The organism is Paenibacillus sp. cl123 (assembly GCF_900101595.1).
In the GTDB taxonomy this organism is placed as follows: Bacteria; Bacillota; Bacilli; order Paenibacillales; family NBRC-103111; genus Paenibacillus_G.
On sequence record NZ_FMYY01000007.1, the window covers coordinates 123,673 to 149,680 of the forward strand.

Genomic DNA, 26,008 nt, shown 5'->3' on the forward strand with positions numbered 1-26,008 from the left:
TGTCGGGGTCTAAAATTGAATATATGTGGTATACTGATGCTAAAAAAAGGAGTTGGTAGTTTTGAAAAAAGTAATCATCGCCCTGTCCCTCGGCATGCTGATAGGATCGGCAGCGACGGCCGTAGCCGCGACGAGCGAGACGGTGCAGGCGACTATCGCCAAGTTCGTTATAAAGGTCAATGGGCAGGAAAAGCAGCTTACTACCTCTCCTATCGTTGTTGATGGAAACTCTTATCTCCCTGTGCGCGAAGTCGCCGGTCTGCTTGGGGCCAAAGTAGCATATGACGATGCAACCCGTACGATTTCATTGCAAACACCCGTTCCCGTTGGTAAGATTGAAGAAAAGAAGGAAGCGGGTGCCGAGAAAATGGAGGATTGGATTTCTCTAGAAACTTTAGTTAAAAACTTTAATGTCGAAGCTTTTGGAGCATTTGATGGTTTGCTATTAAAGTACGGAAATGAAAGTCTACAAATATCATTGCCGTCAGAGAAAACAGGGGAACAAATTGCCACCAGCGCCAAGGGCAATATCAACGTCATGTTTATTGACGGGACTACTTACCTTGATAAATATGACTTAATAAAACTGGGTATTATCCAGAATTAAAAATCTCCGCCCCCTCTAGACTGGCAGAACACTTGGGTGTTAATGCTGGCTACGATCCTCCCGAGGCTGTTTGGTATCACCTCAACATTATGCCAGCCTCGGTTTATCTTCCCCCCTCCATCCTTTGATAAATAAGGGATGATATCAATATCGTCCGCATTCGTCCCCAAACCCGGAATAACTACCCCATCTACTTTTACCATAATTGCAGAAGGTATTGGCCCCTCGAAGATTCCATACTCCATTTCGTGATTGTGTGCTGGTATTTCATGTGTATGGTCCATATCATGGGTGTGTGAAGCGATTTGATGCGTATGTTCCATGTTATGGACATGGCTTCCTATCGTGTGTGTATGATCCATACCATGAGTGTGGTCAAGGGTAGCATACTTGTGGTAATGGTGAACTAGCCCATGTCTATGATTCCCCGATGGAACCCATGTCACATAACCGCCACCGACTGTCATAAGTTGGACACCAGCGCTGATTCCGTGATCATGTAGTCCTGTAAATGACATCACGTCCCCTGGCCCATAGTTATAAGTAAAAGGCCAGAAATCCCCTTCTGTAGGAGTTTCCAAATTATTAGCACCACTAGGATTAGTTGTCGTCGTGCTGCTCGGCCCGCTCGTTGTCGCCCCACCTGCCGCCGTTGTAGTGGCACTGCTTGAGCCGCTCGTCTGCCCGCCGCCGCTCGCTGTGGTTGTCTTGCTGCTTGGCCCGGAGGAAACCGCAGGAGCCGCTTGGATTGGCCTGTTATATCCTCGAAACGCCTCCGACTTGTACGATAATAGAACCTTGTTAACCCGGACTGCCTGCTCGTCAATGCGGAAGCGCAGCACGGCAGGATGAGTTGGGTCGCAGTTATCAGCAAAGTCATGGGAGTCTAGGTTGGTAGCTCCTTGAGCGTATACTTCTCCAATTCGCTGCCGATTGGCAAGGTCCGCGATGGTTCCAGCAATATCCTGTGGTCGATTGGCAATCTCCAGTTCCACCGCCCCTGGTTGTCCGCGAACGTCCCGCTTCCTTTTGTTGACAACGCGCGCCGTGAAGTCAATCCCCATTTCCTTATCTTGCACGCGGACCAACGCCCCGCTATAAAACTTGTAGATAGGTGTGTCTGAGAACCTTCCAATCTCAGAAGCCGCCACCGTGTACGTGATACGAGGCTGCTTAAGCTCGGATAGAAGCGCCTCACAGCGAGCAAGCAGGGTTTCTGGATATTCGAACCTCCGATCCGCCATGACGCGGGAAATTACCCCATACTGAGCTTGGGAGGCTGCATCCTCAATATATGGTCGGCCAGCGTTGATCTCTGCAAACGTAAGCTGATTGACGCCCTCGCCGTATCCAAGGCCATAGATTCGGTTGCAGAGGTTAGTGGGATCGACAGTCTTTTCTACGCCTTGCATGTTGACGCCATACCGGATATACGCCTCTACAAGCTGCGGCGGCTCAACAAGGTTAATGCGCCAAGGGTAGACCGTTGTGTCATAGGTCCATTGGTATTGCTCCGTGAATGGCCTTGGGACGCTGATTAGCGCGGCCAGAAGTGTCTCGTTCTCCCAGTTGTACTCAAATTGCCTGCTGATCCCGACCGAACCGAGCTGCCAACGTTTGACGGTCTGATTGCTCAGGATATACTGCAGCACATTTGCCGTCGGATAGCCAAGGTTGCCCACCGTGTGGTACTGGAACAGCACGTCATCCAGCAGCGTCGCTAGGACATGCTCACAGCTATAGGTGACCGTCTGGCCATCAGCGCTGCGCCGGGCCGTCTGAGGGAGTATGCGGAACAGTTCCACACGCTCCCGCTCGTCGTAAACCTCGACAAAATACAGAGGCTTGCATTCAACTGACTTAGGGTCATTTGCAGGCAATGAAAAAGACGCCGTCCATAACCCATTGAACGGCGTCTCGTAGCTAATACCAAAGGCATTTTGCAGGTATGCCACTCGGCGCATCTGGTTATCATAGATGGTTATCGGAGCGTTCGGCATGTTGTCCTCCTGGCAAGCTTGCGCTCGAATTCTTCAACCTTTTCCCATGTTACACGCCGCAGAGGTTCGTAGACTAATTCGTATGCGATGCGCATTTGATGTGCTGCAACGTCATATGCGACATGTCCGGTTGCTGTTCCAAAACCAGGGCAAATCACTTTTCGAATAGGCCGGCACCCATCTTGCGAACAGGTATCATTATGATTTTGGATAGCCTGTAGAGCCGCTTTCATTGCCAAAAAGACATTGATTGTTCCAAAGATCGGCATGGGTGTCCGCATTGTCGGAGCGTAAGCCACATAAGGATGCTTTTGATCTTTGGTTGGGACAATCAATGCCGTTCCAACTGGCTGGATACTTGCATGCATTGCAAAAATGTATCCTCGCACCCGATGCTCCAGTTGAGGCCCGAAGAATCTAGAGACGTGCAAATCAAACCCGCCATCCATGATCCCGTAACTGTTTCCGGGAGTGATTATGCAGTCCCATTCTTTGATGTCAGTGAATGACCCGTTGACGACCGAGACGCGTTCCAATCCTTCAAAGCATACCTGAATTTCCCGGCAAAGATCCTTATTTATGTCAACAATAATCAGTTCGATATCATGCATATGGACCTCCTACACAAATTTGTCTCGGTGTGTGATGCGGATCAGCACTGACCGCCCCGCTGCCGTATCTTGATACAAGAAATCGTTGTTGCCGACGTTCAGGTTAAAGAAATCCCCCGTAAAATTATGAAGGATGTTCACACCATTTTTGGTTACAGATAGCTGCTTGGAATCGATAACGATCTTGTCACCCGGAGCAAAGTTTCCGGTAAACTCCAGCACGTCCACATGATAGCGGCGGGCATCCGCAGACAGATCGCCCCGGCCGTCAATGACAGCCCCTTGAAAGACCTCACGGCTAATGGTTGCGGACAGGTCGCCCTGCCCATCCATCGTTATCCCAAAGAAAATCTCCCGTGTCGCATCCGCCTGTAAGTCCCCATGCCCATCGACCCTCGCCCCGGTGTACATCTCCGCGACTGTACGGGCGGTCAAATCCCCGAATCCGTCAATCCTCACCGCAGCAAAAATGTCCACGACAGCGAATCGGTTAAAGGGCATACGGTTATAAAAGCCGCGATTGAACATCGTTCGGCCCCCTCTTACCTCATGGTCTGGATAATGGCATCGATCGGAAGCCGCAACCGGTCGTTCGCCAGAACCGTCCGCGGGTTGTTGATTTGATCATAGGACAGCAACGTGCCGCCTGTGGCTGCATCCCGCAATCCAATATGCGTTATCGTACCCCAATCGGCTGTAGCAATTGGGAATACAATTTCCGCGCTATTTTTACTCGTCGGCTTTGTGACTGTCCCGAGTTGCCCGGTCTTATTGTTGTATTCGTTATAAGAGTCATTTGTCGGAGCGCTAAACGTGATGGCCTGTCTCACATAACCCCCGCCTGTAACCTCCGTGCCTGTGTCAGCGCCTGTAGGGTTTGAGGTATAAAGAGCTACGTAAATGGTTGTAGGCCGTGTGTAGGCCGTATTACGGAATACCTGATTGAGCAGCGCCGTTGCAAGCGTGTTTGAAAGTGGCAAGATGATCACTCCTATCCTTGGTCTATTTCGTACTCATTCTGAATGCGGAAATTCGTAATGGTTGTGCTGCCTGTATTGGTTAGCTCAATGACCGGCTCAGTCCGAATATCGCCCTCCGAATTAATTGTAAAAGTTCGTGGCGACGTCACCACCGTCTGTTCCCATAATTGCTCTAATCCGTGAGAATAAGGTTCGTAGGCGGTCAATGGCAAGGAGAACTTCCCCAGTCCCGCTATTCGTTCAATTGTAAATGCGCCACTATACCGTACGCTGTAAGACCGGTCTGGGTGGGCATTGAAAACCAATTCGACAGTTCGCGGCCTCCCATAACTATCCACCATTAATCTGGCCAGGCCTTCAATTCGCAGCTGCAGTTCGAGTGAGTTTCTTGCAGCAAATGCGCATTCCAAGACAAATAGCCGCGGATGCATGTCAGCGCCATAATCAAGCTCCCCATTTTTTCCGGGAATTGCTACCGACTTGTCGCGTGTGCTCGGAAGACCAGAACGCTGCGATCCTCGAAGCACTATCATCCCCATTTCCCGGGGCGTCTTGCCGGCTAAAGTCTTAACACTCATGACGGCATCAGTCCCCCTCTGGCCCTAGACTCGTTTTGGGCGATGGACATAAACTCCTGGACCAACTCCATTGCCAATTTCTTTATGTCATCGTCCTTTCGAATGTTAAAAACAGCTCCTGCAAACATACCTTCAAAGTTAATGCTGGACCATCCTGCTGTCGGTTGCCCTCTGTTCGAATCTGCAGACATGGCAGAAACGTTACCTCCTGGCACTTGGACAGATTGCATCAACGGAGTGGCTGCTGCTGCCATTGCTGCTGATTGGCGCCGGATATCATCTAAGCTATCCCTGATGCCGAGTGCCATCCCTTCCCCTGTAAAGCGACCAAGTTGCATTGTGACTCGAGATGGCGACCTAATTCCGAGAGGTTGCTTAATCCATTCCACCACGCCGCCTGCAAGGTCTCCGAATACATCTTTGACCGAATTAAACTTTTCCTTGATTCCTTCGATAAATCCATCTATAACGTTGCGCCCAATTTCTCGTAGGTCGATACCTTTAAAAAAAACTTCGATCGGCTGCCATTTAGATGAGACCCACGATACAAATTCATCCAACTTCTCGCCGGCGGCAATCTTCATCCGGATGTAGCCAGTACGGACGGCTTCAATCTGATTCTCTATGTTGGTCTTTGTGTCTTTGACAACGCCATCCCAGGTTCGGCCAACATCATCCTTGAAAACTTCCCATTTACTTTTTACTTGCCCCGTTTCCCAATCGACTTCCTTCCAGTGATCGCCGGCCTGGGCTTTGGCTGCGTCAACCACCTTTTGGTGCATTTCCTCGGCATTGGAAACCGCAGCGTCGCGTTGCCTCTTGGCATCAGCAATGAGCTTGTCGGCCTGCTCTGCACTTATGCTCTTCGTTTCATCCCGCTGGCGGATGATCTCCGCTACTACCTTACTGTACTGCTCCTCCGCTGATTTGATGGATTGCTCTTTCTGAGTTGCGCTGTTCTTCGCAACCTCCGCAGCCTGGCGAGTTGTGATTTCTCCAGCTTCAGCTTTCATTTTTTCGAGGATAGCTTTCTGTTGTGTCTCATGCTCGCCGAGCGTTCGTAGTCCGATATCACGCATGTTTTTCTGGATCTGGTTGATCTCGGTCTGTTCTTGCTGGGTCAATGCCCGCTTGTCATCCAATGCTTTGGATAAAATCTCTGCAATACGCTTCTGCCCAGTCTCTATCTCCGTTGACTCTTTGGATTGGGACTCCTGTAGTTTTTTCAAGGCCGCAGCCTTTTCTTCCTCGGTTAAGGTAGCTGATTTGGAAAAGAAATCTCTCATGGTCTGTAGTTGCTCTGCATGGCTAACGCCCATATTTTCGGTAATTGTCGCGCCCATCGAGAAAAACGTGTCCGCGATCTTCGTTGCTGTTTCCTCTGTCACTTTCCCGCCAGACCATTTAAGCTGATTGAGCGCCACAGTGGCAGTGTCATTGAGCCCTAAAAAGGCCTTGAAGGACTCGACTTCCATCTTTTTGGTTGCTTCCCCAACCCCGGCTATTGCTGGCTTAAGGCCCTGGTTCAAGGTTTTTTCCAACTCTTTGGCCTTGTCCGCTACACTAGAGCCAACAGACGGCGGGCTGAAAGAAGTAGTTCCTCCATCATTCTTCTTGGCTGCCTCCAACTCTTTAAGTTTGGCCTGCAGCGCCTCAAGTTTCGTGACTTGATCGTCAATGTATGGGCTCAAATCAATAGCGGATTTAACTGCTTCAGCAATTGACCTCTTCTCGGAGTCGAGGCCTTTGGCAAAACTATCGGCCATACTTTGACCTGCATCCTGCCACTTAGGAGCGTAGGTTTCGAGCAATTGAATGATTTCTTCATTGTTTTGCTCGATAATCAATTTCCTGGCCTCTGCACGAGTGTTCTCGTCTGCCTTCAACTCATCAAACTTTTGCTTGATTGCTTTTTTTTCTTCCTCGAGCGATTCCTTTGCGGCCTTGAGTTGGTCCTTCTCATCCTCGATCAAGGACTTGGACTTTTCCTTGCTCTGCTCTTTTTCCTGGCCAAGACGTTCAATCGTCGCATCAAGCATGTCTTTCTCATTAGTCTTCTTGTTCTGGAGTTCTTCCTTGAGAGCGTCGCGCCGATCAGACGCAGACTGTTTGATCACATCTATTTGAGCTTTGAGTTGTTCCTTCTCGGCTTTTCTGCTCTCCTGCAAAAGCTCCTTTTGCCGAGTAGCCGTTTCCTTATCGATATCAGCCTGTATCTTTGCTCGTTCTTCGGCCGATTCGGCGACAGCAAGGTTCCTTCTCAGTTCGGCTAATTTCGCTTGATATTCTTGTTCCTTGCGTGCCTTTTCCTCCGCCTCGGCTTGAGAGTCGATTCCATCAATTTGGTCCTGTATGACTTTGATAGCTGCTGCTGTGTCCGCATCTATGTTTTTCAGCTTGGCGGCATATTCGCGGTCATACTCTTTTATCTTGGCGTCACTGGTTTTACGCTGTAGTTTGACCTCTTCATCTGAAACCTTCTCAGCAGCCCTCTGCTGGTCCTCAAGCAACTTTACCCGGGCCTCTGCAGCCTTCTCAGCCTCTCTAACCTCAACATCTTTACTGGCAATTGCCAGTTTCTCCTGTTCGTCATAACGCTTCTTGAGCGCCTGGACAATGGCATCCCCGAGTTTGTTAAGGACATCTTTGCTTTTGTCGACTTCTGCCTTCATCTTGTCGACCATTTCTTTCATGTCCTCTACAGCAGTTTCCTTCGCTTTCTTGCTGCCAGCCCCGACGCCCGATGCCAGATTATCCCCGATCTTCCTGCCCTCGGTCTCTGCAGTTTTCGTTGTGTCAGTAAGAGTTCCCTTGGATTCGTCCCGGAATTGCTTAAAGCTGCCAGATCCTTTATCCGCTGCCGCCTTAGCCTGGTCACCGAACCTCTCCACCGCTGGGACAGCGTCCTTACTAAAGTGTCGATATAGCGCAGTGCTTGCTGCAGTGAGTGCAACAATAGCCGCGATAGTCCAACCAATTGGCCCACTCATTGCTGCAATGGCTGCCCCGGCGCCTGTCGCTGCTGTTCCAGCCGCAGCTGTAGCAGAAGCTGCAGCGGCCGCCGAGGCGGAGAATGTGGAGAGAGCGACCATAATTTGTCCAATAACAGCAGCCAATTTACCCAAACCTAAAAGCAACGGACCAGCAGCTGCTGCCATTGCGCCTATGGAAATGAGGGTTGTTTGCATACTTTTATCCAGACCTACAAACCAATTTGCACCTTGCTCGATCAGTTTGAATAAAGGTGCCGCGGCGTCGAGTGCTTTCATCATGGCCGGAATGAGTGCCTGACCTAGCGTTATCCCGATATCGACAAGTCTGTTTTTCATGATCTGTAGTTGCGACGCCGTAGTCTTGTAGCGTTGTTCAGCCTCGTTCGTGAGGGCTGTATTCTCCTTCCAAGCTTTGGACCCAAGTTCTATGGAGTCGCGGAACAAGTCGCCGGCACCTGAAGCACGCAACAAGGAGTCACGCACACGAATTTCTGACAACTCCAGTTTATCAAGGACACCGAACGTGTTTGTCCCCGACTTGGACATTCGTCCCAAACCTTCGATAAAGTCAAGGATCGCCGAGGCTGCATCCTCCTTGAAGGCTCTTCGGAAATCAGTTGTGCTCTTCCCAGCTACCTGGGCGAAGAGGTTCAGTTTTTCTCCGCCAACATCAACAGCTTGGGCAATATCAATCATGACTCTACTTATCGCCGATCCACCAGCTTCGGCCTCGATACCAACAGAGGATAATGCTCCCGCGAAACCTAGAATCTGCGCTTCCGTCAGGCCGATTTGATGCCCGGCGCCTGCAATTCGCAAGCCCATCGCCACGATTTCCGATTCCGTCGTCGCTAAGTTGTTGCCCAGGCCAACGATTGTCGCGCCAAGGCGATCAAAGTTTTGCTGAGGCATTTGGGTAATGTTTGCCAACCGCGCCAGTGCCGTAGCTGCTTCATCACTGCTCATATTGGTAGCCACGCCTAGGTCAACCATTGTTCGGGTAAAACCCATTATGGCGTCCTTCTTGATGCCTAACTGGCCCGCCGCCTCACCAACCTTCGCGATTTCAGTTGCCGAAGCCGGGATTTCCTTCGCCATATTACGAATCCCTTTTTCAAGGGCTGCGAATTCAGCCTCTGTTCCATTTACCGTTTTTCGCACGCCCGCGAACGCTGTCTCGAAGTCAATGGCAGCTTTGGTGGACAGCCCCGCCGCCGCAGTTAGCGGCGCCGTTACCCCAATTGTTAGAGCCTTGCCCGCTTCTGTCATAACCTTTCCCACAGACTCCATTTTTTTGCCTGCTGCCGCAAACTGATCGGATAATTTCGACCATGCAGCAGCCTGCTGCGCTGCCTGTGATGTAGCCTGCTTCATCCCATTTTGCATTTTTTCAAGGTCTGCGTTGGTTGAGTTCAATTCGTTCGATAGGGTTGCGAGGGTCGCTTCCGCTTTATTCAATTGCACCTGTAGGTTCTGAGTTTCGCGCGCGTCCTGACCCTTCTTTTCCGCCGACTCCGCATGTTTAGCAGACAATGCAGCTACTTTTTGCTGTTGGATATCGATCTGCTTGTTCAAAGCATCTGCCTTGGTCTTGAGTCCTTCCTCAGTCTTGCCAAAGTCTCCGAGTTGGGCAGAAGCCTTTTGAAACTCCGAGGTGACCAGTTTCATCTGCCGGTCCAACTCAGCCATGCTCTTCGTAATCCCGGTGTCGTCTATCGCTATTTTGGCGACTAGCCCGGCCACCTCGATATTCTCCACGATTCTCTCCCCTTTCCGGATTAAAGTCCGAGACTATCCAGTGTGCTATGGGCAGCCTCTTTTTCCTTGCTGCTGGCGCTCGAAATCAACTGGAAATAAAAAAAGATGTCCATCTCGTCGATTGCGGCGAGTGTCCATCCCTGCTTTAAAAGTGTCGAGTACAGTTCATTGATAAATTGCTGGGGGTCAAATTCCCCCTCTACACGTTTGGGGCGTCAGGATCTGTCCCTACAGCGTCGGAGGCACCATTTACCACCTCATTGATGCAATTCGTAATTGTCGGCAACAGCACTCTGGCATCGACGCCTCTGTAAAAAGTATCTCGATTGAACTGTTTATCAAAGAGATCAACAACGTAATCAACCATTGCGTCAAGCGTTGTTTCGTCAATTTTTCCATCAAACTTTTTTTGGATCTCCAGGGTACGCCGGAACATGAGCCCCGAAATAAAGCCTTGCGTGAAAGTAGTGTCCTTGCCTTCTACCTTAAGCTTGATTTCCATAGATAATCTCCTCCTCGATCATGAAAAAGAGGCCCCTGAAGGACCTCTATGCAGTAGTAAATTTGATGATATTCGTGGCAGCCAGAGCATTGCCGGCGATGTCTTTGACTCCAAGCCCAGCAGACGCCAAGTACGCAGTAGCTGCAGCAAGATTGGCCGCGGGGGTAAAGGTGACAACTTTCTGAGCAGTGTCAATGGTCAGCGTGCCTTGTACTGCACCGCTTCCGTCTGCCTTCTGTACCAAAAAATTACCTGCATTAACGGTATCGGGGTTGATTGCCTTGTTGAAAGTCCACTTAACCGAGCTGCTCGCCGGCACCGCAGTAGCGTTGTTTGCAGGCGTTGTTGTAACGGTTGGCAAGGTAGTATCCGCTCCAGGAATGTAAACTGTATTGAAGAAGTTGTTTATGAACGTATTGGACACACCCGGATCACCTTCAGTAACCCCATATCTCCACCGTTCATCTGTCTGACGGGAGATGAATGTAGCATTAATTGTTGGAGTTTGAAAAGTCGGTGTATCGCCTTTGGTGTTCGCTTCCTCTTCACCTGGAGTGAATCTGCCCTTGTACAACCATACATAACGGAATTTTTTATTCGACATGCGCCGGCGGTAACCAATTGCTACGTACGGTCCGATATCCGTAGACTTTTCGTCAACACCACCATTAGCATCAATCGTATGACCAAGCAATGCAGCACGGTCAGCCGATGGGATATCAGCCACGTTAAGCGACACAGCAATGTCCCCCATAGAGCTCGCACTTTCGTATGCGATATCGTCGGCGTAAAGTGTGGTGCTATTGATCGTTGGGGTGATCGTGGCCTGGATAGCCCCCCAGATTCGTTTCGGGGTATCGTAGGTTTCATTCGACTCATCGGTCATTAAGGCGTAAAAGAGCATATCCAATCCAACCGGAATGTTTTTTGCCAATTCAATCAATCCTCCTGTATTCGCGTCCGATACCGGAGCGCTTTGTGATAAACCTTGGTATCTTCCTCGTAAAGATCAGCGCCAGAGGTTCGGGTATACCCCAATTCCTTCATTGTCCGATCAACCTCTTTGGCAATAGCCGAAGTACTGCCTTTGGACCAAATATCTACCTGAAGGACGATGTCGCTTGCAATTGGAGTATCGTCGGCGAAAAAACTGTCGCGATTGTTCACTTCAAAGTACGTGACCCGTGGGTATGTCTCCGATTTTGGAGAAACGAGCTGATATATCTCAGTACCTCCGAGCAGGGAGACCAATGCTTGATTGCCCAGCAGCGCAGCGTGTAGGATTGCTTTGACATCAGTAATCACTTGCCCCGCAACCCCTTTCGGAACTCATCTACAAGGATTTGGAGCGCTTCGCCCTTCTTTTCGAGGAAGCCTGGTTCAGCCCATGGTTGAGCAGACATTTTCGATGTCCCCCATTCCAGAAAATGTCCGCGCCAGGCAGTTTTCTTCCCCGCTCCTATGCGTACAAACTTAAGTCCATCCTGTCTTATAACACGACTCACCTTGATGTCCTGTTTCAAGTGCTTGTACTTGAGATTGGAGACGTTGACTCGGGCGCTCATGGCCTCTGCAATGGGTTCACCAGCCGTTTTCAAGGCCTTGTTCTCCAGGCGATCGGCAGCGCCGTTAAGCTTAGACCTGATAGCTGCAAGCATTTCTTTACCCCCCAAGAGTTCTGCGCGCCCATTAGCCATTTTTCAGCGCCTCCTGCGTCATCAGGTGCGTTTCGGTTCCGTCACCTTTGGGATCATCTAGGACGGCCATGATGTTGTAAATACGTCCGCTATCGATTAAGCGCATGTCCTCTGCGATCCCTTGGCGGCATCGAATTTCGTATCGGACAGTATTTTCAGCATTGACAGCGGCTGCAGCGAAGAATTCCCGCCCCCTTAAAGGCCTCCTTGCAGCCCAAAGTGAAATAATATCTACCCAATTGGGTGTAAAAATCCCTTCGTTGTCCGTCGTGTGACCGTCCTGTCGCTGGATTTTAATGCGCCGATCGTACTTACTCGGATTGGTCGGATTCGACATCTTCTCCGCCTTCCGGCTCCTGCACTTCTACCGTAGGATCAGCAGTCTTTGGCTTACGACCACCGCGCTTCTTCGGTACCGCAGTTCCTCCCTCTCCAGGGTTAGTTGTATGTCCCAGCGATTCATCTTTTCCTGCAAACAACTGCCCCTGTGTAGGCGCCGAAGTTTCCCCCGCGTCAATAAAGCCACGCCGGTGGAGGTCCGCTGCCCGCTCGATATCATCGGTAGGGTAAAGTCCACCTGTTTCATGGATTGCGAGTGTAAACTTGTCCCGAAACGTCCTTAAAACACGGTATTTTTGCATTTTTTCACCCCATTTTTAACTGCAAAATGATTGATTCAAGCGAAAAACTGAGCTTATCGATCTTCATTGCCGGGTTGCGGTTCTCATAATTGAGAGCGACAAGGAGCATGACTGCCAACTTGTACTTCGCTGCATTCGACTCCGGCACACCAGCGTCGGTCAGGTACTCTTTGGCGGCATCAACTAAAAGAGCGAGGACCGAATCATCCTCGCTCCCATCAATCCGCAGATACGGCTTTAGCTCATTTTCCAGAGACAGTTCCATTTCAGCCATGGTATCACTCCGATCATGGCGTAGGAATCCAATTCAGAGTAGCGATGTAAAGCTTCCCGTCCTTGGTAAAAATCTCGAACGAGTAGTCACCTGCAAGATTGGATTCGCTAAACCAAAGCGTTTCATTGCTGTCAAGGACCAGATTAATGCCGTTTTTCTTGATATATTGCACGTTGCTGGCTGCGAGGGAGACTCGAACTCCGCCTGAATCCAACAGCTCGAACTCAACGTGGTTTACCCCGTTGTGCAAGCCCTCATTGCCTGTTGGATGCCATGTTCCAGGCAGAGCTAGGCCTTTTTTGCGATACGAAATGCGGACTTGAGTTTGATTTGGTGATCAATCCATGCTGTCAAAACAAAATCCCAAATGCCTGTGCGAACATTCTTGTCTCGGTCGTAAAGAATACTCGGGTCGTAGTTAAAGTGGGAGTACGAAAAATCCCCAACTACCGGGTCCGTCGCAAGGTCGCAGAATTCAACCGGCTTACCGAGAACTTGCTCGGGTTGTGCGTTATACAAAGTAGCACTACCGTTCGCAAGGGTTTCGATAATGTCCATGTAATCTGCATATGTCATGTAAATAGTGGCACTTTCTCGGAAATCCTCAGGCAAGTCCGCGATAGCAGCTTTGATGGCCTTGTACTTATCTGCCCCAGTAACAACCTTGATTGCATTTTGAGTCGAGTAGAAACTCATATGCTCTTCCCCAGTTTTTGGAGTCTTAGTGAAGGCCACCTTTCGCTCCTTTGCTGCCAAACCGCTTTCCAGTGCGCGATCAACGGTTTGGACCAAGTTTGTGTCAGTGGCTGCCAAAATCGTTTCAGAGATCGGCGCGAAGACTTTAAACTTGTGCCGGCCGAAACTTACAACATCGCCGTCAACTTTCAATTCTTTGGCCATCTCCGTGTCTGCAATAAAATCATCATCATCCAGAGTGAAGTTGACCTTTGGGATTTCAAGATTGGTGATACTGGTAAATGTGGACCGATTACGTAGGGGGTTCTTAACAAACGGCTCATGCAAGAGTTCATTTGTCATCGTAGAAGGCAAAATTTTCTCGCCGCCAGTGGAATTATGATCGCCCAAGGCCGCCTTGACATCTGGAGTCACTTCCTGACCCTTGACAGTTGCACGGTACAAGGATGCCTTAGCAGCCTTCACTTGTTCCTTGGGATCTGCGGAGTTAGCGCCAAATTGTTTAGGTACCTTCGCCGCCAGTGCAGCCTTTTGTTCGGTCTCCATAGCATCATGCTCTTTTTGAAGGATATCGAAGCGAGTCTGAAGGTTGGACTCTTTTGTCTCCAACGCTTTAATCGTTTCGATATTTGCATCCGGCTTGGATGCTTCAGCCAGTTTATCTTGCTTTGTAGCAGCCAGGGCATTGCCGATGGTGACCAGGTCATTTTTCACGTCAAAAAGTGTTTTCATTGATTAAACTCCCCCTAAGTAACTTCTCAAATTTTGAATTTCAAGCTTTGCTGCCTCTTGGACTTCCCGCAAGTACTCAGCTGTCACTGAAGCAACTGGTTCAGCCGGCGTTGTAGTTGCCCCCAGTGCCTTAGGGACATTGCGGTATTTCGCAAATAGTTCATTGCTGACGCACGCCGCTGCCTGGTTTGCATCACCGACAACATCACACAATCCGTAGTCTAGGCACTCTTGGGCCGACAACCACGTTTCAGCATCAAGGAGTTCTGTCAGCTTTGCGTCATTCAATTTATCTCCAGCCCGATCTAGGTAGCTGTGTTTCATACTGCCTGCGATACGGTCAAGGTCATCTGCAGTCTTTCGCAACTCACTGGCATTTCCCCAAGTAACAGTCCATGGGTTATGGATCATCATCATCGCGTTACGAGGCATATAAATGGCGTCCCCTGCCATCGCAATGACCGAGGCAATAGACGCTGCCAGACCATCGACGTGGACGTTCACACGGGCCTTGTGGCGCTTCAGGATGTTGTATATCGCCACACCCTCGAACACGGAGCCGCCTGGTGAGTTGATGTATAGGTTCAGCGTTTGGATGTCTCCGAGGGCGTCCAGGTCGCGTTTGAAACTATTGGCCGACGTATCCGAGTCATCCCATTCCCAGGATGTGATATCACCATAGATGAACAGGTCCCCTTGACCATCAGTTGCCGCAGCTTTAAACTCCCAATATTTCTGTTTAGCCGTGTGTTTGCTCACTCTTGTTCACCCCCTTTCTCTGCTCAACGGGTGTATCGATTGGGTAGAGATCGCCGCTAATGTAGAGTTTTTCTCCGCCTTTTTCGGGAGGGAGCTCTTCCCAAGCGCGGACCTCATTTGGTTTGAACAGTCCCGATCGAATGCCCTTGAAGTAAAACTCGCCCCTGGTCTGCATATCCCCACGCAAAAGAGCGTTCACGGCGAACTTGAAATACAGTCCTCGCAAACGCTCTTCGCGTGTTAATAGTTTCCGATTGAATTCCTGTTCGTATTGCCGAACGATCGGAACCAAGGTATTGGTCACATAATCTAGTGAAAGCTGCTCCATGCTGGAATAGCTTACCCCATCGGTCTCCCCGAGAAGGTACAGCGGGATATTAAAGACCATTGCCACACGCGATTTTGTAATCTTTTCGACCTCAAAAACCTTCGTATCGATGAACTTCCGATCGATTGATTGGACCTCAACACCAGATTCTTGGATGATCACGCCACCGTTTTCTTTGTAGAACTGTTTGAAGTTCTCGAGAATTTCTTCTTTCTTCTCCTTGCCGAGATGTGTGGCCATCTTCAGGATGAAGGATGCCTTGATCGCTGTGTCCATCTGATCCAAACTGAACTTTCGAACTTCTCGGTCAAATTCGATCGTATTCGCAAGAACATCGATGGGGCTAATACCCTTGTATCCAGTGGTATGGATGTGCTTGACGTGGATCATATCCATATTGTGAACGTAATACTGCCCTTTGTCGCCGTTAATTGAGTACCAGAGTTCGTTTGTCCCCTGCTCCACGACCGGCTCCACATAAGACGGGTCTAGAATGAGCAATGATGAGACTTGATACCTTGCATCATACATTTTTAGTGCATAGGCGTTCCCTGTTACGTTCCGGAATGTCTCCATCGTTCGAATGAAGTCAAACCCGGTCATATTGTTGTTAGGAGCATTAGCCAACATATCCGACGTAGCAGAAACAATAGGATCAAATTCCTTATAAAGCTTCAGCGGCAGCGACGCCATTGAGTTAGATAGTCTGGTTACAGCTGCAAAAATCGTCTCATTCGTCGCCAACGTATTTCCAGACCTGCCGGCGAAGATCGATCTGCCGCCGAAGAACCACTTCCCGAAGCCATCTCCTACGCCCTGGACATTGTTCCTAACAACATTCCAGGCCAGTTTGAGTCGTTGTCCCCACTTCAAATGTTATTCACCTCCCCAGCAGGTCATTGATGCTGATGAACTCTACATTACCGGTCGCCTGCGGTATGGCCATCTTTTTCATGACCTCAGTATGTGCGTTGAGCCAGGCCGCGAACCCATCGATCTTCCTGTACCTGCCCTGCTTGGTCGGCATCCAGTTCTTCTTCTGATCCTCGACCAGTTTCACGTTGTTCAAATACCAGCGGAACAGCGGGTTTTGGTTGAAGATTACCCTCCCATCGATAAGTAGCTCCTTGGCGTCTTTAAGTGCAGGGCTGAGCGTCAGAGGGCCCTGGCGAACGACCAGAGTGTTAAACCCATACGCCTTCAAATCCTCGACCAAGCGAAATGCATTGGCCGGGTCATATCCTATCAATTCAATAGCATACAACTCCGCTTGTTTCACGAACCACTCATATATGAGCTCATACTTAACGTATCTCCCCGGGCTGATGGTAAGCAGTCCATCTGCCTCCCACTCTCTAAACGGTAACCCTTCGTTGTCCAGATCCACTTTCCGTTGCGGAATCCAGGAGTGAGAAAGCACAAACACATTGCCATCGCCCAAGGGAAATTCTAGGCAGGCAGAAGTGAAATCCTCGGATTCGGAAAGATCGAAGCTCCCGATACACGGGCGACCGGTTAAGGTATTGATGTCGATCATCTTGTCGTTTGACCTGAGTATTTCGAAATCCACGAATGATTGCTCATCGGACTGAACAAACCGGTTGAGCCGCTTTGTGACGAAGTCGTTCCGCTCTGCCGGGATATGCTTGCGATCTTCCCATTCCTTGAGCATATCCTCAAGTTTGATTGTGATGCCCAAGTTCGGATTTGCCTTCGGCCAGTTTATCGGATCTTCAACATCATCCTCAGGATCAATCTCCGCGATGAAGTAAAATGCATGATCTGCCGGGTATACTCCTTCCAGTACATCGGCTGCTTTGTCGTAGTAGTCCATAAGCGGTCCGTCGAGCTGATAGCCGGCTGTTGTGATATAGAGAATCATGGGCTGCTTACGCGCGCCGGTGGAGTTCTTAATGACGTTGATCAGCTTGTACGTCTTGTACTCATGAATCTCGTCGAAAGCGCCCATACTGCAGTTCTTGCCATCCAGTTTCTTGCTGTCTGTAGCAAGCGGCATTATCTTAGACATCGTCCGGCGGAAGCGGATCTCATGCAGCGTTTCGTCGAAGTGCTTCCGGAGCAGCGGCGAAGCCTTGATCATGGCCTTGCACTCGTCAAATAGCTCCCTGGCTTGCTCCTTTGAGTTGGCCAGCTGGAAAACCCTTGCGCCGTTCTCTCCGTCCTTCGATGCGCCATAGAGAGACAGGCCGGACACGATTGCCGACTTACCATTCTTCCGAGCAACAAAAATAAGCCCCTCACGGAAGCGTCGGAGGCCGGTATCTTTATGCACCCACCCATAGAGTGAACCGACAATGAAATGCTGCCACGGCTGCAGCACCAATTTGTCATAGTCACCCATGGACGGTTTACAGAATTTTTCGATGTATTCGACTGGCCTATAGCCCTTTTCTTCGTCAAAAACGTACGGAAACGAATTGGTTCCTTGCCTTTTCAGGTCATTTAAATGCCGCTGACAAGCCTGTTTTACTTTCTTAGATGCTATGACCTTCCCATTAATTACATCACAAGCGTATTGAGTTGTCTGGAGTTTGGGCGGCTCAGAAAGCGGTAAAATCGTCACCCTGATCTCCACCTTCCGGATTGACGACGCCGGACACCTTTCGGTCTGAGGCAGGGGTGAGTTTCAGCTCCGCTTGCAACTTTCGTTGGTGCTCAATAATTTTGATTACAGCGTCGACAGACTTGTTCTGACGGTACATTTGCTGCGCTCCATTGACAAAAAGTTCGACTACACCTCGGTTTTTGATGTCTTCGATGTGTTGCTGTTTCAACTGCTCCAACAGCGCCATATTGTCCGTAATCATTATCGTTCGATCGGATAGATTCTCATCGATCTCAAGTTCTCGAATGATGATTTCAAATAGTTGCTTTGCTGCTCTGTGCTTGATCTCTTTTTTCGGTTTGTGCCCCATGACACCCCCCCCTCGTAATGAAAATGATCCCACGCCGAAAACGAAGGTGGCCCACCGGTCCGGAGCAGCTCAGACCCCCAAGTTCGATGCCAGGGGGGGCTTCACGACTTTTTCCGGTAACAAACCCACCTTCGTGCTTAGCCTCCTTAGAATCGATCCTAGGAAGGCGTTCTTCGGCTGCCCTCATTCCCCTTTTTCCGTTTTTGCCGTCCTTCTGGCGACATCTTCGTCAGCCGCCGCGCGCCCCCTTTTATTCGTATGAGTTCAAGGCTCTCGACCTGGTTTCGTTAATGCATGACCTTCTTCTGAGCTCCTCACTTCCGGCCATTGGGGTTTATGGGTTAACGGATCCACCTTCACAATCAAGGCACCTCGCTGTTCGAATGCGAGTCCTTCGATAATTCGAAGCGCTGGATTCATCCAATATTCGCCGCACAACAAGATCGTCATGTTTGCAGGGTTCAAACCATCTGGCATGAATCTACTGCTGGTCATCTTCACTCTGCTGAAGCCGTTGCTTCCGAGCTGCTCCCTGATAAACCGCCACAAGAATTGTGCTTGAGCTCCGTCCTTTGCCAATACGTATAAGTCCATCTAATTACCACCTTTCCTCATTTGCCTTTGATTTCAGTATCGTAGCCCTACGCTTGAGCAGATGCTCCTTACGCTTCCCCGCAGCTTTCTCCGGATGCTCCTTGTTATGGCATGCTGCGCAGATGCTTTCCAAGTTGTCCATAGTAAGCGCAAGGTCTGGCCTATCGTGCAATGATTGAATGTGGTGGACTGCATAAGCGCAGGTGATTTTCTGTTTTCGTAAGCAGGGCTGACACAGGTAATGATCCCGAATCAGTACGGCTTCCCTGCACTTGAGCCATGCAGCAGATTTGTAGAAAGGGTCGACTGTTTTCTTCACAAGCTCGGATAAGCGTTAGCAGCTGCCCATTCGTTGTATTCAGTAACAGCAATATTGATCCGTGCATTATGCAGTTGGAGTTGCTTGCGGTTTAACTCAGCTAAAGCTTGATGACTTTCGTGTGTTCTCTCCAACTCTCTCCTGATGATGACCTGTTCTTCAAACCATAGTTTAATTTGCTCTGAATACAGTTCCTTTTCCTGTTCATTCATAGCTTTACACCTCCAGTGGTTTCGTAAAATCCAACCTGTCTTTCTGCGATCGTGCCCAGTGTAGAGCATGCGGCACGTTCCAGTCACTCCGGCCGTAGCAGGTGACCATCACGAATCGATTGTCCTCTATGGTGTAAACCCACCATATGCCGGCTAAGTGGATGAATGATTTCTTTCGGTAGTCATAGTCCAGATCGTCGAGCTGTTGCTGCACGAGAGCAACCAGATCGCCTCTGCTGACCTTTTCAACGCGGCTGCAGTATTGGTCATAGGCATGGTCCGTAATTGCAGCTACCAACGCCTCCTTTGCTGCTTCGCTTTCGCTCATAACTCCTTCCCTCCATTCTTCGTTTTTAAACCGATGTCCTCTCAACCTTGGATCGCAGCGTATCCATCTTCTCTTTAATCTGGGCTCTCAACTTTTCCACTCGGGTGGTCTTCCCATTATTTTTAAGCACGTCCCTGATCTTTGCCTGAAGCTTTCTGATCTCGACATCGGTGTAAAACGACACATATTCGTGCTGGCAATGCGGGCACTTGAAATGGGTCTTCTCCACGCCTCCAGGAAGTATTTCTGTCGGCATGTCGCTGATGTAGAATTGTTTGCTGCACCCTTCATTACAAATGGTTAGCATGGATAATCAACTCCTCTACTGGTTTTGGGCATAAAAAAGGCCACTCGTATGAGCAGCCTGGTGGAACAATATTTTTTTGACCGTGTGCTATTAGTCAAGTCCCGCATAACTATATATGGGCCTGTTTAGACGCTAGAACTCTCTTAGAGCACTAAAGTCACGCTCGAGCGTATTTAAAGAAAGGGGCTCAAACGCCGCCCCTCTGCCTTCGGCATTCACCCGACGTGATCGACTTCGTCGACCGTTTTTTATCAACCTTCGAAAGGATGGCACTAAAAAACCCGCCCGGAGCACGTGAGTGTGTGTCGCGGAACGGGTTTCGATCTCGAACGCAGTGGGCGAAGACCGCACATTGCTGCGCTCGTGCATTTAAAAGCATACGTACTTTGTTACTAAGTGCAAAGAAGGGATAAGACCATTTTACAGCGAACATGCATTCCCGTCAAGAGAGGAGCGATTGCTCCCCTCATACTTTTGTGTTTCCCTCTTGCTCAATTCTCGATAATACAAATATACACCCTATCAAGTCCAGCAACACACACGTTTCAATCATTTATTTTGCAAATTTCGATCAAAATTTTCATCGATTCGGTCATTTAATGACAAAACAAAAATAGCAGCCCATTTTGAGCTGCTTCGCCTTAAGTAGTCATTTCTTTATTTTATCCTAGCATATAGTCCGCCAAGTAGCGGCCACCCCTCCGCCGTCCGCAACGTCAAGGCCCGCTGCAGCGTGACAGGCTCGAACACTCCATCATTAAGCACTTCGATCCAATCCTCTTCCGACAACTCCGTTAACGACCCTGCGGCATCTTGGAGGCTTACCGTGCCGCACTCGATAACGAGCGTACCGGTTCGGTAGCCTCCAATCCTGTCCGCCGCCTCACGCATCCAGTGCGTCATTTACGCACCCTGAGCAGCGCAGCGATAGACAGCAACAGCGCGGATATTGCGATGATCCAAGTTATGACGTTCATGCGAGTCCCTCCTAAGAGGGGCCGAAGCCCCTTAAGTTATTTGAGTATTCTTAAGGATGTACTTTTCTAGGGCATAATCTTTGCCATCAATAAAAGCAATCATTACATAATACGATATCACTTCCCATTGCTCATCAGTTAAATCCTTTAAACCAGCACGTAATTTCATACCGGATATACTTTCATTGACCGCTTTATTTCTGGCTTCACTATAATCCGACATTACAAAACTTCCCCGCGTAAGCCCGCCGGCATTATCAACCTTGTGCCCGATCCCCCTGATGCCGCGCCACGCCTACACTTATAGATACTCACTGGCGCAAAAAAAGAAGCATCACATATTGTGTGCTTCAAACTATATCACGTTGGAGATATGTTTTCAAGTACGCAAACGTCATAAGTATGTCTGCAAGCGTGCTTGTCCCTCATGATTAATATCAATGCGCCTAATTATCTCCATTAGCAGCGGCCGCGTCTTTTCCACATTATCATAAGTTTTCAGGTTAGTCAGCTTGCCCAGAGCGATTTTAATTTCTCTTGCATTTTTCTCCAGATCAACAACTCGCTTTTCAGCGTATTCAATTGCCGCAAGTCTTGATTCAATTGTCGCGATATCCTTTTCGTACTGATCCTTTTCAAATTCATACTGTGCTGCATCAATTTCTTCGAGCATATGCTGACGTCTGATCTCGAATAACAGTTTGCGGAAGCTTTCGAGATTCTTGGTGAGCTTCTTTTTTTCTTTCTCCCGGTCATTGCCTCCATCATTGGCACCGAGCATGATCGATTGGATGCCTTCCTTCTCAATCAACTTCATTTTCTCCCGCATGAGCTTGATTAGCTCGGCGATAATATCATCTCGAAATGGCTGGTATGGTATCCATTTGTCATTATTGCATCCCCGAGCGCCCATCCTTCTCCGCCGCGAGCAAGCAAGATACCGATACTCATAATTTTCACTTTTTGGCTTCTTTCCGGCCATAGAAACCATTGCGGAACCACATGATTCACAAAATATTAGCTTCGCAAAGACATTAACGAAATTCCTTCTGCCGCCCCTTGTATTTCCGCCTTGCTGCAGCCTAGCCCCTTTGACTTTGTCGAACAATTCCTTTGAAATTATAGCTTCATGTGTTTGAAACTTAGTTCTTTTCCACTCAGATTCAGGTTTCTTCACTAGCTTTTTTCTGCGATCCATTAGATTGCTTAGGTCATTATAAGCAACCTCATTCGTAAATTTACCAAAGACCGTATACCCTGTGTAATTTTCGTTTTTAAGAATATTTTGTACCGATGTGAGCCCGAATGGGCCTCCAAAATAGGACGGGTATTGAACGCCAGCAGGGTTTTCTCCATTCAGGTACTTTGTGATACTCTTTGCCCCCATGCCCTCACTGGCCAGTTCGAAAATCATCCTCACGATTTCAGCCTTTTCGGGAACAATTTCGAGGGATTTACGAGGTTTTCCATTGATTCCTTCCCCGGGTACAAGTACTTTTTTATATCCATAAGGGGCGATAGATCCCGTGAAGTTACCGGCTTCCGCGGACTCATTGATCCCCCGCCTGGATGAAACGCTTATAGCTCCGCTCTGATCTTGGTTTACTACGGACTTTATTCCGAAGAGGAGCTCGTCGTCTTTTAAGGCGGAATCATATCCATCCTCGATCGAAATAACCCTTACCTTCAGCGCGTTCACCAAAGTCCTTTTCAGCGAGATGGCATCTAATGCATCGCGACTAAACCTAGATAGAGACGCGAAAAAGAGGGTATCGATTTCACCCCTCTTGGCATCCGCAATCATTCGCATGACGTCGTCCCTGCTCATCATACTCGTCGCTGAATCCCTGTCCTCATAGACATGGTCAATCTCCATCTCCATGCGGCTTGCGTGGGATCGTATCATTGATTCTTGGTGTTCTGGGCTATCCTGTTGAGTTTCCTTTAACGTTGATACGCGTACGTAAGCTGCTTTTTTCTTCTTCTTTTTGCTCATTACACGTTTCCTCCGTAATGTATTTAGTCAAAACATCATCAAGATTGTACGCTATAACTCCATTTTTCTCCAGCACTTTTTTGATTTCTCTCTTGACGATGGACCTCATAATTTCGTCGGATTTGTCCCCAACACGGATTACTTCGATACTGTAGGCTTTTGCTTTTTGCTTGTTGCCACCTCTACCCATCGGCATCACCCACTTTTATCTTATGAGGAGGGGCTTGGTTAACTTGCCCCTCCGTCCTCCCTCTTTTTTACAACCACTAGCTCCATAAAAAATGCCAGCTTATAAAATGCCTTCCAACGAATTTTGTCATACTTCCCCTGACTAATCGGCGGATTGAATTTGTGATTATAAACATTTTGATCAGTAAGATAATCCGCCTCGGACGTCATGTATCGCTCCATGATCAAAAATTTCTCCATCCGCGGCAGCCGGTTGACAGCTCGCTCGACTTGCTCGATGTGTGCTTTTCGGGCCGCCTGAGCGTCGACGTTGAATATTGCGATCTTAGCCGTCTGATCGCTCGTTACGTCGGTATTGCTCCGCGGAGTGTCGTCATAAGAGGCTGTGATCGTCGCCTCGCGCTCCTCGAAGCTCAGGAATTTGTATATCCGATAACGTTCGAGAGCCCCCTCGACGGCCTCCTTCGTTTGCTTCCGGTCCACTTCCGGCAGTTCGAATCCCATTTGCCCCATGCGCGCAGCTCGCTCCTTTCTTGGAGGAAGCCCCCGCGGTGATCGGGGGCATTGATTATATGGACGTTAAAACGGCAAATCCTCATCGCTGGCCTGCTCCATCAGGTCGTCGGCATCATCTGCCGCCGGCGCCGCTTGCTCAGCTTTCTGTTCCTGCTCAGTCGCCTTCCGTGGCCGTCCCCGTCTTGTCCGAGCCTGCTGCAGATCCGTCACATTCTCGGTCCCTTGTGGTGGTGCGTCGCCGTCTCCAGGCGGCACATCATCAATCGACACCTGATTCGGGTCAGTCTCGACCGTACCGTCGCCGTTGACTGTATACTCGATGCCCTCGTGCGGCGGTTCCTGTTGGTAATCACCCAAGGACATTTGCGCGGCTGCAATTGTCAGGAGCACGGTTGAACCGGCCTTGCGATAAAAATCATAGGACTGGGACACTGACGAGTTGCCCTTAACGATAAAGTCGAGGGTCGTCTTCTTGGCATCCTGGACAACCTTCGAAAACTCTGCCGTCAGCTTCGATTCAACGCCGTCAATCTCCAGCTCCACGACCTCCCTGCACAGCTCGTTCAGTTCGGGGTTCTTTTCGTCATCGCCGGTCAAATAAAATTGGATGAGTTCTTTTTTCGAGTCCTTCGTTTGCTTGTTAAATGATGCACGGATTTTAATAGCCATAGTTATTTGCTCCCCTCGGTACGTTTGGATTTTTCGAACAAGTTTTTAATCAATGCTTCTTGCTTGCGGATTTCTTGAGTCAGTGCTTTCAGATCAGCAGCGCAACTGTTTGAAACATTGTGCTTATGGAGAATGTAGCTCACGCAGCCGGGCAACGATTGGAAGTTGGCGATGATTTTGTGGGTGGTAACGTCCTGTCCTTTCGCCTCATCGAAACGCGGTGGAGCGTACTTCTTTATGACAAAACCGAACCCGGTAGATGAATCCTCGATGTAGAGATCATCCTCGACTTGAATTTTCACAGTTGTTTCCTCCTATCCCTGTGCTCTTTCCCAGCAGCTGCATGGCGGCCTCTTCGAGATTCATTGCTCTGATGCCCCATTTGACCAAATGCCGGTTATAAAGGGTGTTGAAACTGATACCCTGCTCGTCAGCGATCCGCTGCCGGCTCTTGCCGGCGATCCGCTCGAGCAGATACTGCTCTTTTGAGAGGCGGAATTTTTTGACTGAGTCCGGCGGGCCAGCGATGATATAGTTTTTCTTACGGGGTCTTCCCACTGCCTCATCTCCTCAAAATAAGATCGTTTGTTCTGTTTTTTGAGCGCGCTTCGCCGGTCCCCGAGCAGCTGCACCGGGTTTCTTCGTTTTCCCCTTCTTCTTGGCCGAGTCTGGATCGATGATCGACTCCAGCACCTCTCGTTGATAGTCGGGGTATGTTGCCGGGTCCCTGCCGGCTTTAACGGCATGCAGAGCTTCGGCAATGCGTGCCAGGACATAAGCGTCTGCGATGTTGTCCGTTGGTGCCCTAAAGCCCCATATCCGCTCAACAGCCTGCTGCACGAGTTTCTTGACCGTCGGTCCTGGCAACCGTTTCTTACTGCCCTTAACCCCGGTCCACTCCGAGACATCCACGAACTTCTTAAGCTGGCCCGGTGCAGCCACTTCAAATGCTCCGACAATCCGATCCGCCGCCAGCCTGGCCGCCCAGTTATTTCCGCTGCTTACCTTGTTTGTGTCTTGGGCATCCAGCGCAAAGCCTTCGATACAAACGTTGTCGCCTTTTTGCAGATGCCGGAGCACCTCATCGTGGAGCGTCCGGATCTTGCGTGGTGTGGATGCCCCTGCTCCGGTCAACTCTTTGGCCGTCAAGATATCTCCGTTCGGGCCGAGCGCTACGAGCCCGGTGCGCGTCGCTGGATCTATACCGATGTGCCGTATGGGTACCGCCTCCTAGGCTTTTTTGATGTAATGGCAGCCAGTAAACCGCTCCAATGGCCTCGCCATCATGCGTAATGACATCTACGATATAAGAACCGAAGTATGGGTCAATGGGCATGGTGTGCCTCCCTGCGCAGTCCCATCGGCAGTCCGAGCTTGTTTGCCTCTCCGAGCACTGTCTGCGGCGGTATACCCAGGTAATCTCCGATATCAGCGATCGTATGCGTCGGCCACATCCGGACTAGGTCGACGATCATGTTTGCTCCCAGAGCACGCGACTGAAGCTCCCGCGCTGCCTCGTACCGGTCGTCAAGAACAACATCTCTCGCCGTGGCAACCTCATAAAGATGACGCTTCGTCATTTCGGATGCGCTGATCATACATTGAACACCCGAATCATGGGCTGCACATCCAAGCGCGACGCATTGCCATTATGCCGCTGGATTTCAGCCTGTCTCCGTACCATAAACCGGATGCGCGGGGAGAGCTGCAGCAATTGCTTGAGGTGACGCTGTACGGCGCCCTTGTTGGTATCCAGTTCTTCCGCGATCTGCCGGATCGTCATCCGGCGGTGGACGTACAGCACGAATA

The 26,008-nt window shown here is 49.6% G+C and carries 35 protein-coding genes; 1 reads left to right on the forward strand and 34 read right to left on the reverse strand.

The genetic code is table 11. The features are described 5' to 3' along the window. Positions 1 to 61: 61 nt before the first annotated feature. A complete protein-coding gene (locus tag BLR08_RS13990) occupies positions 62 to 607 on the forward strand; it encodes a copper amine oxidase N-terminal domain-containing protein (protein WP_072330609.1) in 546 nt (181 codons plus the stop codon). Here BLR08_RS13990 and BLR08_RS13995 read toward each other — a convergent pair. The 34 genes from BLR08_RS13995 to BLR08_RS14160 all read right to left on the reverse strand — a co-directional run bounded on the left by BLR08_RS13995 (position 604) and on the right by BLR08_RS14160 (position 26,003). Further along, positions 604 to 2,607 carry a phage tail spike protein gene (locus BLR08_RS13995; protein ID WP_072330607.1) on the reverse strand — a complete coding sequence of 668 codons (2,004 nt, stop codon included), beginning with the start codon at positions 2,605 to 2,607 and terminating at the stop codon, positions 604 to 606. The genes BLR08_RS13990 and BLR08_RS13995 overlap by 4 nt on opposite strands. Continuing rightward, positions 2,589 to 3,218, reverse strand: a complete 630-nt coding sequence (locus BLR08_RS14000) for a macro domain-containing protein (protein WP_072330605.1) — start codon at positions 3,216 to 3,218, stop codon at positions 2,589 to 2,591. The genes BLR08_RS13995 and BLR08_RS14000 overlap by 19 nt, the downstream gene beginning before the upstream one ends. Before the next feature lie 9 nt (positions 3,219 to 3,227). Continuing rightward, positions 3,228 to 3,746, reverse strand: a complete 519-nt coding sequence (locus tag BLR08_RS14005) for a phage distal tail protein (protein WP_072330603.1) — start codon at positions 3,744 to 3,746, stop codon at positions 3,228 to 3,230. A gap of 14 nt (positions 3,747 to 3,760) precedes the next feature. Then, positions 3,761 to 4,207, reverse strand: coding sequence for a phage tail fiber protein (locus BLR08_RS14010; RefSeq protein WP_256257618.1), 447 nt, complete (start codon positions 4,205 to 4,207; stop codon positions 3,761 to 3,763). Between the two features lie 2 nt (positions 4,208 to 4,209). Beyond that, positions 4,210 to 4,776, reverse strand: coding sequence for a phage tail domain-containing protein (locus tag BLR08_RS14015; protein ID WP_072330599.1), 567 nt, complete (start codon positions 4,774 to 4,776; stop codon positions 4,210 to 4,212). Beyond that, on the reverse strand, positions 4,773 to 9,527 hold the full coding sequence (locus tag BLR08_RS14020; protein WP_218131571.1) for a phage tail tape measure protein: 4,755 nt from the start codon (positions 9,525 to 9,527) through the stop codon (positions 4,773 to 4,775). Before BLR08_RS14020 ends, BLR08_RS14015 begins: the two co-directional genes overlap by 4 nt. A 199-nt stretch (positions 9,528 to 9,726) precedes the next feature. Further along, the gene (gene gpG, locus BLR08_RS14025; protein WP_072330597.1) at positions 9,727 to 10,029 is read right to left on the reverse strand and encodes a phage tail assembly chaperone G; all 303 of its coding nucleotides are present in this window, start codon (positions 10,027 to 10,029) and stop codon (positions 9,727 to 9,729) included. A 46-nt stretch (positions 10,030 to 10,075) separates the two neighbouring features. Then, positions 10,076 to 10,963: a major tail protein gene (locus tag BLR08_RS14030; protein WP_072330595.1), complete on the reverse strand. Its 888-nt coding sequence runs from the start codon at positions 10,961 to 10,963 to the stop codon at positions 10,076 to 10,078. A gap of 5 nt (positions 10,964 to 10,968) precedes the next feature. Continuing rightward, the gene (locus BLR08_RS14035) at positions 10,969 to 11,334 is read right to left on the reverse strand and encodes a tail completion protein gp17 (protein ID WP_083537090.1); all 366 of its coding nucleotides are present in this window, start codon (positions 11,332 to 11,334) and stop codon (positions 10,969 to 10,971) included. Beyond that, positions 11,331 to 11,726, reverse strand: a complete 396-nt coding sequence (locus tag BLR08_RS14040) for an HK97-gp10 family putative phage morphogenesis protein (RefSeq protein ID WP_072330593.1) — start codon at positions 11,724 to 11,726, stop codon at positions 11,331 to 11,333. Before BLR08_RS14040 ends, BLR08_RS14035 begins: the two co-directional genes overlap by 4 nt. Then, positions 11,719 to 12,063 carry a phage head closure protein gene (locus BLR08_RS14045; RefSeq protein ID WP_072330591.1) on the reverse strand — a complete coding sequence of 115 codons (345 nt, stop codon included), beginning with the start codon at positions 12,061 to 12,063 and terminating at the stop codon, positions 11,719 to 11,721. Before BLR08_RS14045 ends, BLR08_RS14040 begins: the two co-directional genes overlap by 8 nt. Then, positions 12,038 to 12,367, reverse strand: a complete 330-nt coding sequence (locus tag BLR08_RS14050; RefSeq protein WP_072330589.1) for a hypothetical protein — start codon at positions 12,365 to 12,367, stop codon at positions 12,038 to 12,040. The genes BLR08_RS14045 and BLR08_RS14050 overlap by 26 nt, the downstream gene beginning before the upstream one ends. Positions 12,368 to 12,371: 4 nt before the next feature. Continuing rightward, complete coding sequence (locus BLR08_RS14055; protein WP_083537088.1) at positions 12,372 to 12,641, reverse strand: head-tail connector protein; 270 nt, start codon at positions 12,639 to 12,641, stop codon at positions 12,372 to 12,374. A gap of 288 nt (positions 12,642 to 12,929) precedes the next feature. Continuing rightward, a complete protein-coding gene (locus BLR08_RS14065) occupies positions 12,930 to 14,069 on the reverse strand; it encodes a phage major capsid protein (protein WP_072330585.1) in 1,140 nt (379 codons plus the stop codon). Positions 14,070 to 14,072: 3 nt separating this feature from the next. Continuing rightward, a complete protein-coding gene (locus tag BLR08_RS14070; RefSeq protein ID WP_072330583.1) occupies positions 14,073 to 14,828 on the reverse strand; it encodes a head maturation protease, ClpP-related in 756 nt (251 codons plus the stop codon). Beyond that, positions 14,809 to 16,029 (reverse strand): phage portal protein, encoded by a 1,221-nt coding sequence (locus BLR08_RS14075; protein WP_072330581.1) that lies wholly within the window; start codon positions 16,027 to 16,029, stop codon positions 14,809 to 14,811. The genes BLR08_RS14070 and BLR08_RS14075 overlap by 20 nt, the downstream gene beginning before the upstream one ends. Before the next feature lie 7 nt (positions 16,030 to 16,036). Then, complete coding sequence (locus BLR08_RS14080; RefSeq protein WP_256257616.1) at positions 16,037 to 17,740, reverse strand: terminase large subunit; 1,704 nt, start codon at positions 17,738 to 17,740, stop codon at positions 16,037 to 16,039. Continuing rightward, positions 17,718 to 18,092, reverse strand: a complete 375-nt coding sequence (locus tag BLR08_RS14085) for a P27 family phage terminase small subunit (protein WP_072330577.1) — start codon at positions 18,090 to 18,092, stop codon at positions 17,718 to 17,720. The genes BLR08_RS14080 and BLR08_RS14085 overlap by 23 nt, the downstream gene beginning before the upstream one ends. A 264-nt stretch (positions 18,093 to 18,356) precedes the next feature. Then, positions 18,357 to 18,686, reverse strand: a complete 330-nt coding sequence (locus tag BLR08_RS14090) for a hypothetical protein (protein WP_072330575.1) — start codon at positions 18,684 to 18,686, stop codon at positions 18,357 to 18,359. 4 nt (positions 18,687 to 18,690) lie between these two features. Continuing rightward, positions 18,691 to 19,005, reverse strand: a complete 315-nt coding sequence (locus tag BLR08_RS14095) for an HNH endonuclease (RefSeq protein WP_072330573.1) — start codon at positions 19,003 to 19,005, stop codon at positions 18,691 to 18,693. Beyond that, positions 19,002 to 19,217, reverse strand: coding sequence for a hypothetical protein (locus tag BLR08_RS14100; RefSeq protein ID WP_072330571.1), 216 nt, complete (start codon positions 19,215 to 19,217; stop codon positions 19,002 to 19,004). The genes BLR08_RS14095 and BLR08_RS14100 overlap by 4 nt, the downstream gene beginning before the upstream one ends. Positions 19,218 to 19,221: 4 nt before the next feature. Beyond that, positions 19,222 to 19,545 (reverse strand): hypothetical protein, encoded by a 324-nt coding sequence (locus tag BLR08_RS14105; RefSeq protein ID WP_072330569.1) that lies wholly within the window; start codon positions 19,543 to 19,545, stop codon positions 19,222 to 19,224. A gap of 25 nt (positions 19,546 to 19,570) precedes the next feature. After that, complete coding sequence (locus BLR08_RS14110) at positions 19,571 to 19,852, reverse strand: hypothetical protein (protein WP_072330567.1); 282 nt, start codon at positions 19,850 to 19,852, stop codon at positions 19,571 to 19,573. A 657-nt stretch (positions 19,853 to 20,509) separates the two neighbouring features. Further along, positions 20,510 to 20,755, reverse strand: coding sequence for a hypothetical protein (locus BLR08_RS14115; RefSeq protein WP_083537086.1), 246 nt, complete (start codon positions 20,753 to 20,755; stop codon positions 20,510 to 20,512). A gap of 105 nt (positions 20,756 to 20,860) precedes the next feature. After that, on the reverse strand, positions 20,861 to 21,052 hold the full coding sequence (locus BLR08_RS14120) for a hypothetical protein (RefSeq protein WP_072330565.1): 192 nt from the start codon (positions 21,050 to 21,052) through the stop codon (positions 20,861 to 20,863). A gap of 171 nt (positions 21,053 to 21,223) precedes the next feature. Further along, a complete protein-coding gene (locus BLR08_RS14125) occupies positions 21,224 to 22,825 on the reverse strand; it encodes a recombinase family protein (RefSeq protein WP_072330713.1) in 1,602 nt (533 codons plus the stop codon). Next, a complete protein-coding gene (locus BLR08_RS31130; protein WP_218131572.1) occupies positions 22,755 to 23,024 on the reverse strand; it encodes a hypothetical protein in 270 nt (89 codons plus the stop codon). The genes BLR08_RS14125 and BLR08_RS31130 overlap by 71 nt, the downstream gene beginning before the upstream one ends. Before the next feature lie 29 nt (positions 23,025 to 23,053). Continuing rightward, on the reverse strand, positions 23,054 to 23,527 hold the full coding sequence (locus tag BLR08_RS14130; RefSeq protein WP_072330711.1) for an ArpU family phage packaging/lysis transcriptional regulator: 474 nt from the start codon (positions 23,525 to 23,527) through the stop codon (positions 23,054 to 23,056). A 66-nt stretch (positions 23,528 to 23,593) separates the two neighbouring features. Next, positions 23,594 to 24,199 (reverse strand): hypothetical protein, encoded by a 606-nt coding sequence (locus BLR08_RS14135; RefSeq protein ID WP_072330709.1) that lies wholly within the window; start codon positions 24,197 to 24,199, stop codon positions 23,594 to 23,596. A gap of 2 nt (positions 24,200 to 24,201) precedes the next feature. Next, positions 24,202 to 24,501 (reverse strand): hypothetical protein, encoded by a 300-nt coding sequence (locus BLR08_RS14140; RefSeq protein WP_072330707.1) that lies wholly within the window; start codon positions 24,499 to 24,501, stop codon positions 24,202 to 24,204. Next, complete coding sequence (locus BLR08_RS14145) at positions 24,479 to 24,757, reverse strand: hypothetical protein (protein WP_072330705.1); 279 nt, start codon at positions 24,755 to 24,757, stop codon at positions 24,479 to 24,481. Before BLR08_RS14145 ends, BLR08_RS14140 begins: the two co-directional genes overlap by 23 nt. 12 nt (positions 24,758 to 24,769) lie before the next feature. Continuing rightward, complete coding sequence (locus tag BLR08_RS14150) at positions 24,770 to 25,348, reverse strand: hypothetical protein (protein ID WP_083537101.1); 579 nt, start codon at positions 25,346 to 25,348, stop codon at positions 24,770 to 24,772. A 176-nt stretch (positions 25,349 to 25,524) separates the two neighbouring features. Further along, positions 25,525 to 25,797, reverse strand: a complete 273-nt coding sequence (locus BLR08_RS14155; protein ID WP_072330701.1) for a hypothetical protein — start codon at positions 25,795 to 25,797, stop codon at positions 25,525 to 25,527. Then, entirely contained in the window at positions 25,794 to 26,003 is a 210-nt protein-coding gene (locus BLR08_RS14160) for an ArsR family transcriptional regulator (protein ID WP_072330699.1), read from the reverse strand. Before BLR08_RS14160 ends, BLR08_RS14155 begins: the two co-directional genes overlap by 4 nt. Positions 26,004 to 26,008 lie beyond the last annotated feature (5 nt).

Excerpts from the sequence above, each read along its gene's own strand:
- BLR08_RS13995 (WP_072330607.1), bottom strand. The coding sequence starts at position 2,607 with ATGCCGAACGCTCCGATAACCATCTATGATAACCAGATGCGCCGAGTG.
- BLR08_RS14000 (WP_072330605.1), bottom strand. The coding sequence starts at position 3,218 with ATGCATGATATCGAACTGATTATTGTTGACATAAATAAGGATCTTTGC.
- BLR08_RS14005 (WP_072330603.1), bottom strand. The coding sequence starts at position 3,746 with ATGTTCAATCGCGGCTTTTATAACCGTATGCCCTTTAACCGATTCGCT.
- BLR08_RS14015 (WP_072330599.1), bottom strand. The coding sequence starts at position 4,776 with ATGAGTGTTAAGACTTTAGCCGGCAAGACGCCCCGGGAAATGGGGATG.
- gpG (WP_072330597.1), bottom strand. The coding sequence starts at position 10,029 with ATGGAAATCAAGCTTAAGGTAGAAGGCAAGGACACTACTTTCACGCAA.
- BLR08_RS14040 (WP_072330593.1), bottom strand. The coding sequence starts at position 11,726 with ATGGCTAATGGGCGCGCAGAACTCTTGGGGGGTAAAGAAATGCTTGCA.
- BLR08_RS14045 (WP_072330591.1), bottom strand. The coding sequence starts at position 12,063 with ATGTCGAATCCGACCAATCCGAGTAAGTACGATCGGCGCATTAAAATC.
- BLR08_RS14050 (WP_072330589.1), bottom strand. The coding sequence starts at position 12,367 with ATGCAAAAATACCGTGTTTTAAGGACGTTTCGGGACAAGTTTACACTC.
- BLR08_RS14055 (WP_083537088.1), bottom strand. The coding sequence starts at position 12,641 with ATGGCTGAAATGGAACTGTCTCTGGAAAATGAGCTAAAGCCGTATCTG.
- BLR08_RS14065 (WP_072330585.1), bottom strand. The coding sequence starts at position 14,069 with ATGAAAACACTTTTTGACGTGAAAAATGACCTGGTCACCATCGGCAAT.
- BLR08_RS14085 (WP_072330577.1), bottom strand. The coding sequence starts at position 18,092 with ATGGGGCACAAACCGAAAAAAGAGATCAAGCACAGAGCAGCAAAGCAA.
- BLR08_RS14090 (WP_072330575.1), bottom strand. The coding sequence starts at position 18,686 with ATGGACTTATACGTATTGGCAAAGGACGGAGCTCAAGCACAATTCTTG.
- BLR08_RS14100 (WP_072330571.1), bottom strand. The coding sequence starts at position 19,217 with ATGAATGAACAGGAAAAGGAACTGTATTCAGAGCAAATTAAACTATGG.
- BLR08_RS14105 (WP_072330569.1), bottom strand. The coding sequence starts at position 19,545 with ATGAGCGAAAGCGAAGCAGCAAAGGAGGCGTTGGTAGCTGCAATTACG.
- BLR08_RS14110 (WP_072330567.1), bottom strand. The coding sequence starts at position 19,852 with ATGCTAACCATTTGTAATGAAGGGTGCAGCAAACAATTCTACATCAGC.
- BLR08_RS14115 (WP_083537086.1), bottom strand. The coding sequence starts at position 20,755 with ATGACGCACTGGATGCGTGAGGCGGCGGACAGGATTGGAGGCTACCGA.
- BLR08_RS14120 (WP_072330565.1), bottom strand. The coding sequence starts at position 21,052 with ATGTCGGATTATAGTGAAGCCAGAAATAAAGCGGTCAATGAAAGTATA.
- BLR08_RS14125 (WP_072330713.1), bottom strand. The coding sequence starts at position 22,825 with ATGAGCAAAAAGAAGAAGAAAAAAGCAGCTTACGTACGCGTATCAACG.
- BLR08_RS14130 (WP_072330711.1), bottom strand. The coding sequence starts at position 23,527 with ATGGGGCAAATGGGATTCGAACTGCCGGAAGTGGACCGGAAGCAAACG.
- BLR08_RS14135 (WP_072330709.1), bottom strand. The coding sequence starts at position 24,199 with ATGGCTATTAAAATCCGTGCATCATTTAACAAGCAAACGAAGGACTCG.
- BLR08_RS14155 (WP_072330701.1), bottom strand. The coding sequence starts at position 25,797 with ATGATCAGCGCATCCGAAATGACGAAGCGTCATCTTTATGAGGTTGCC.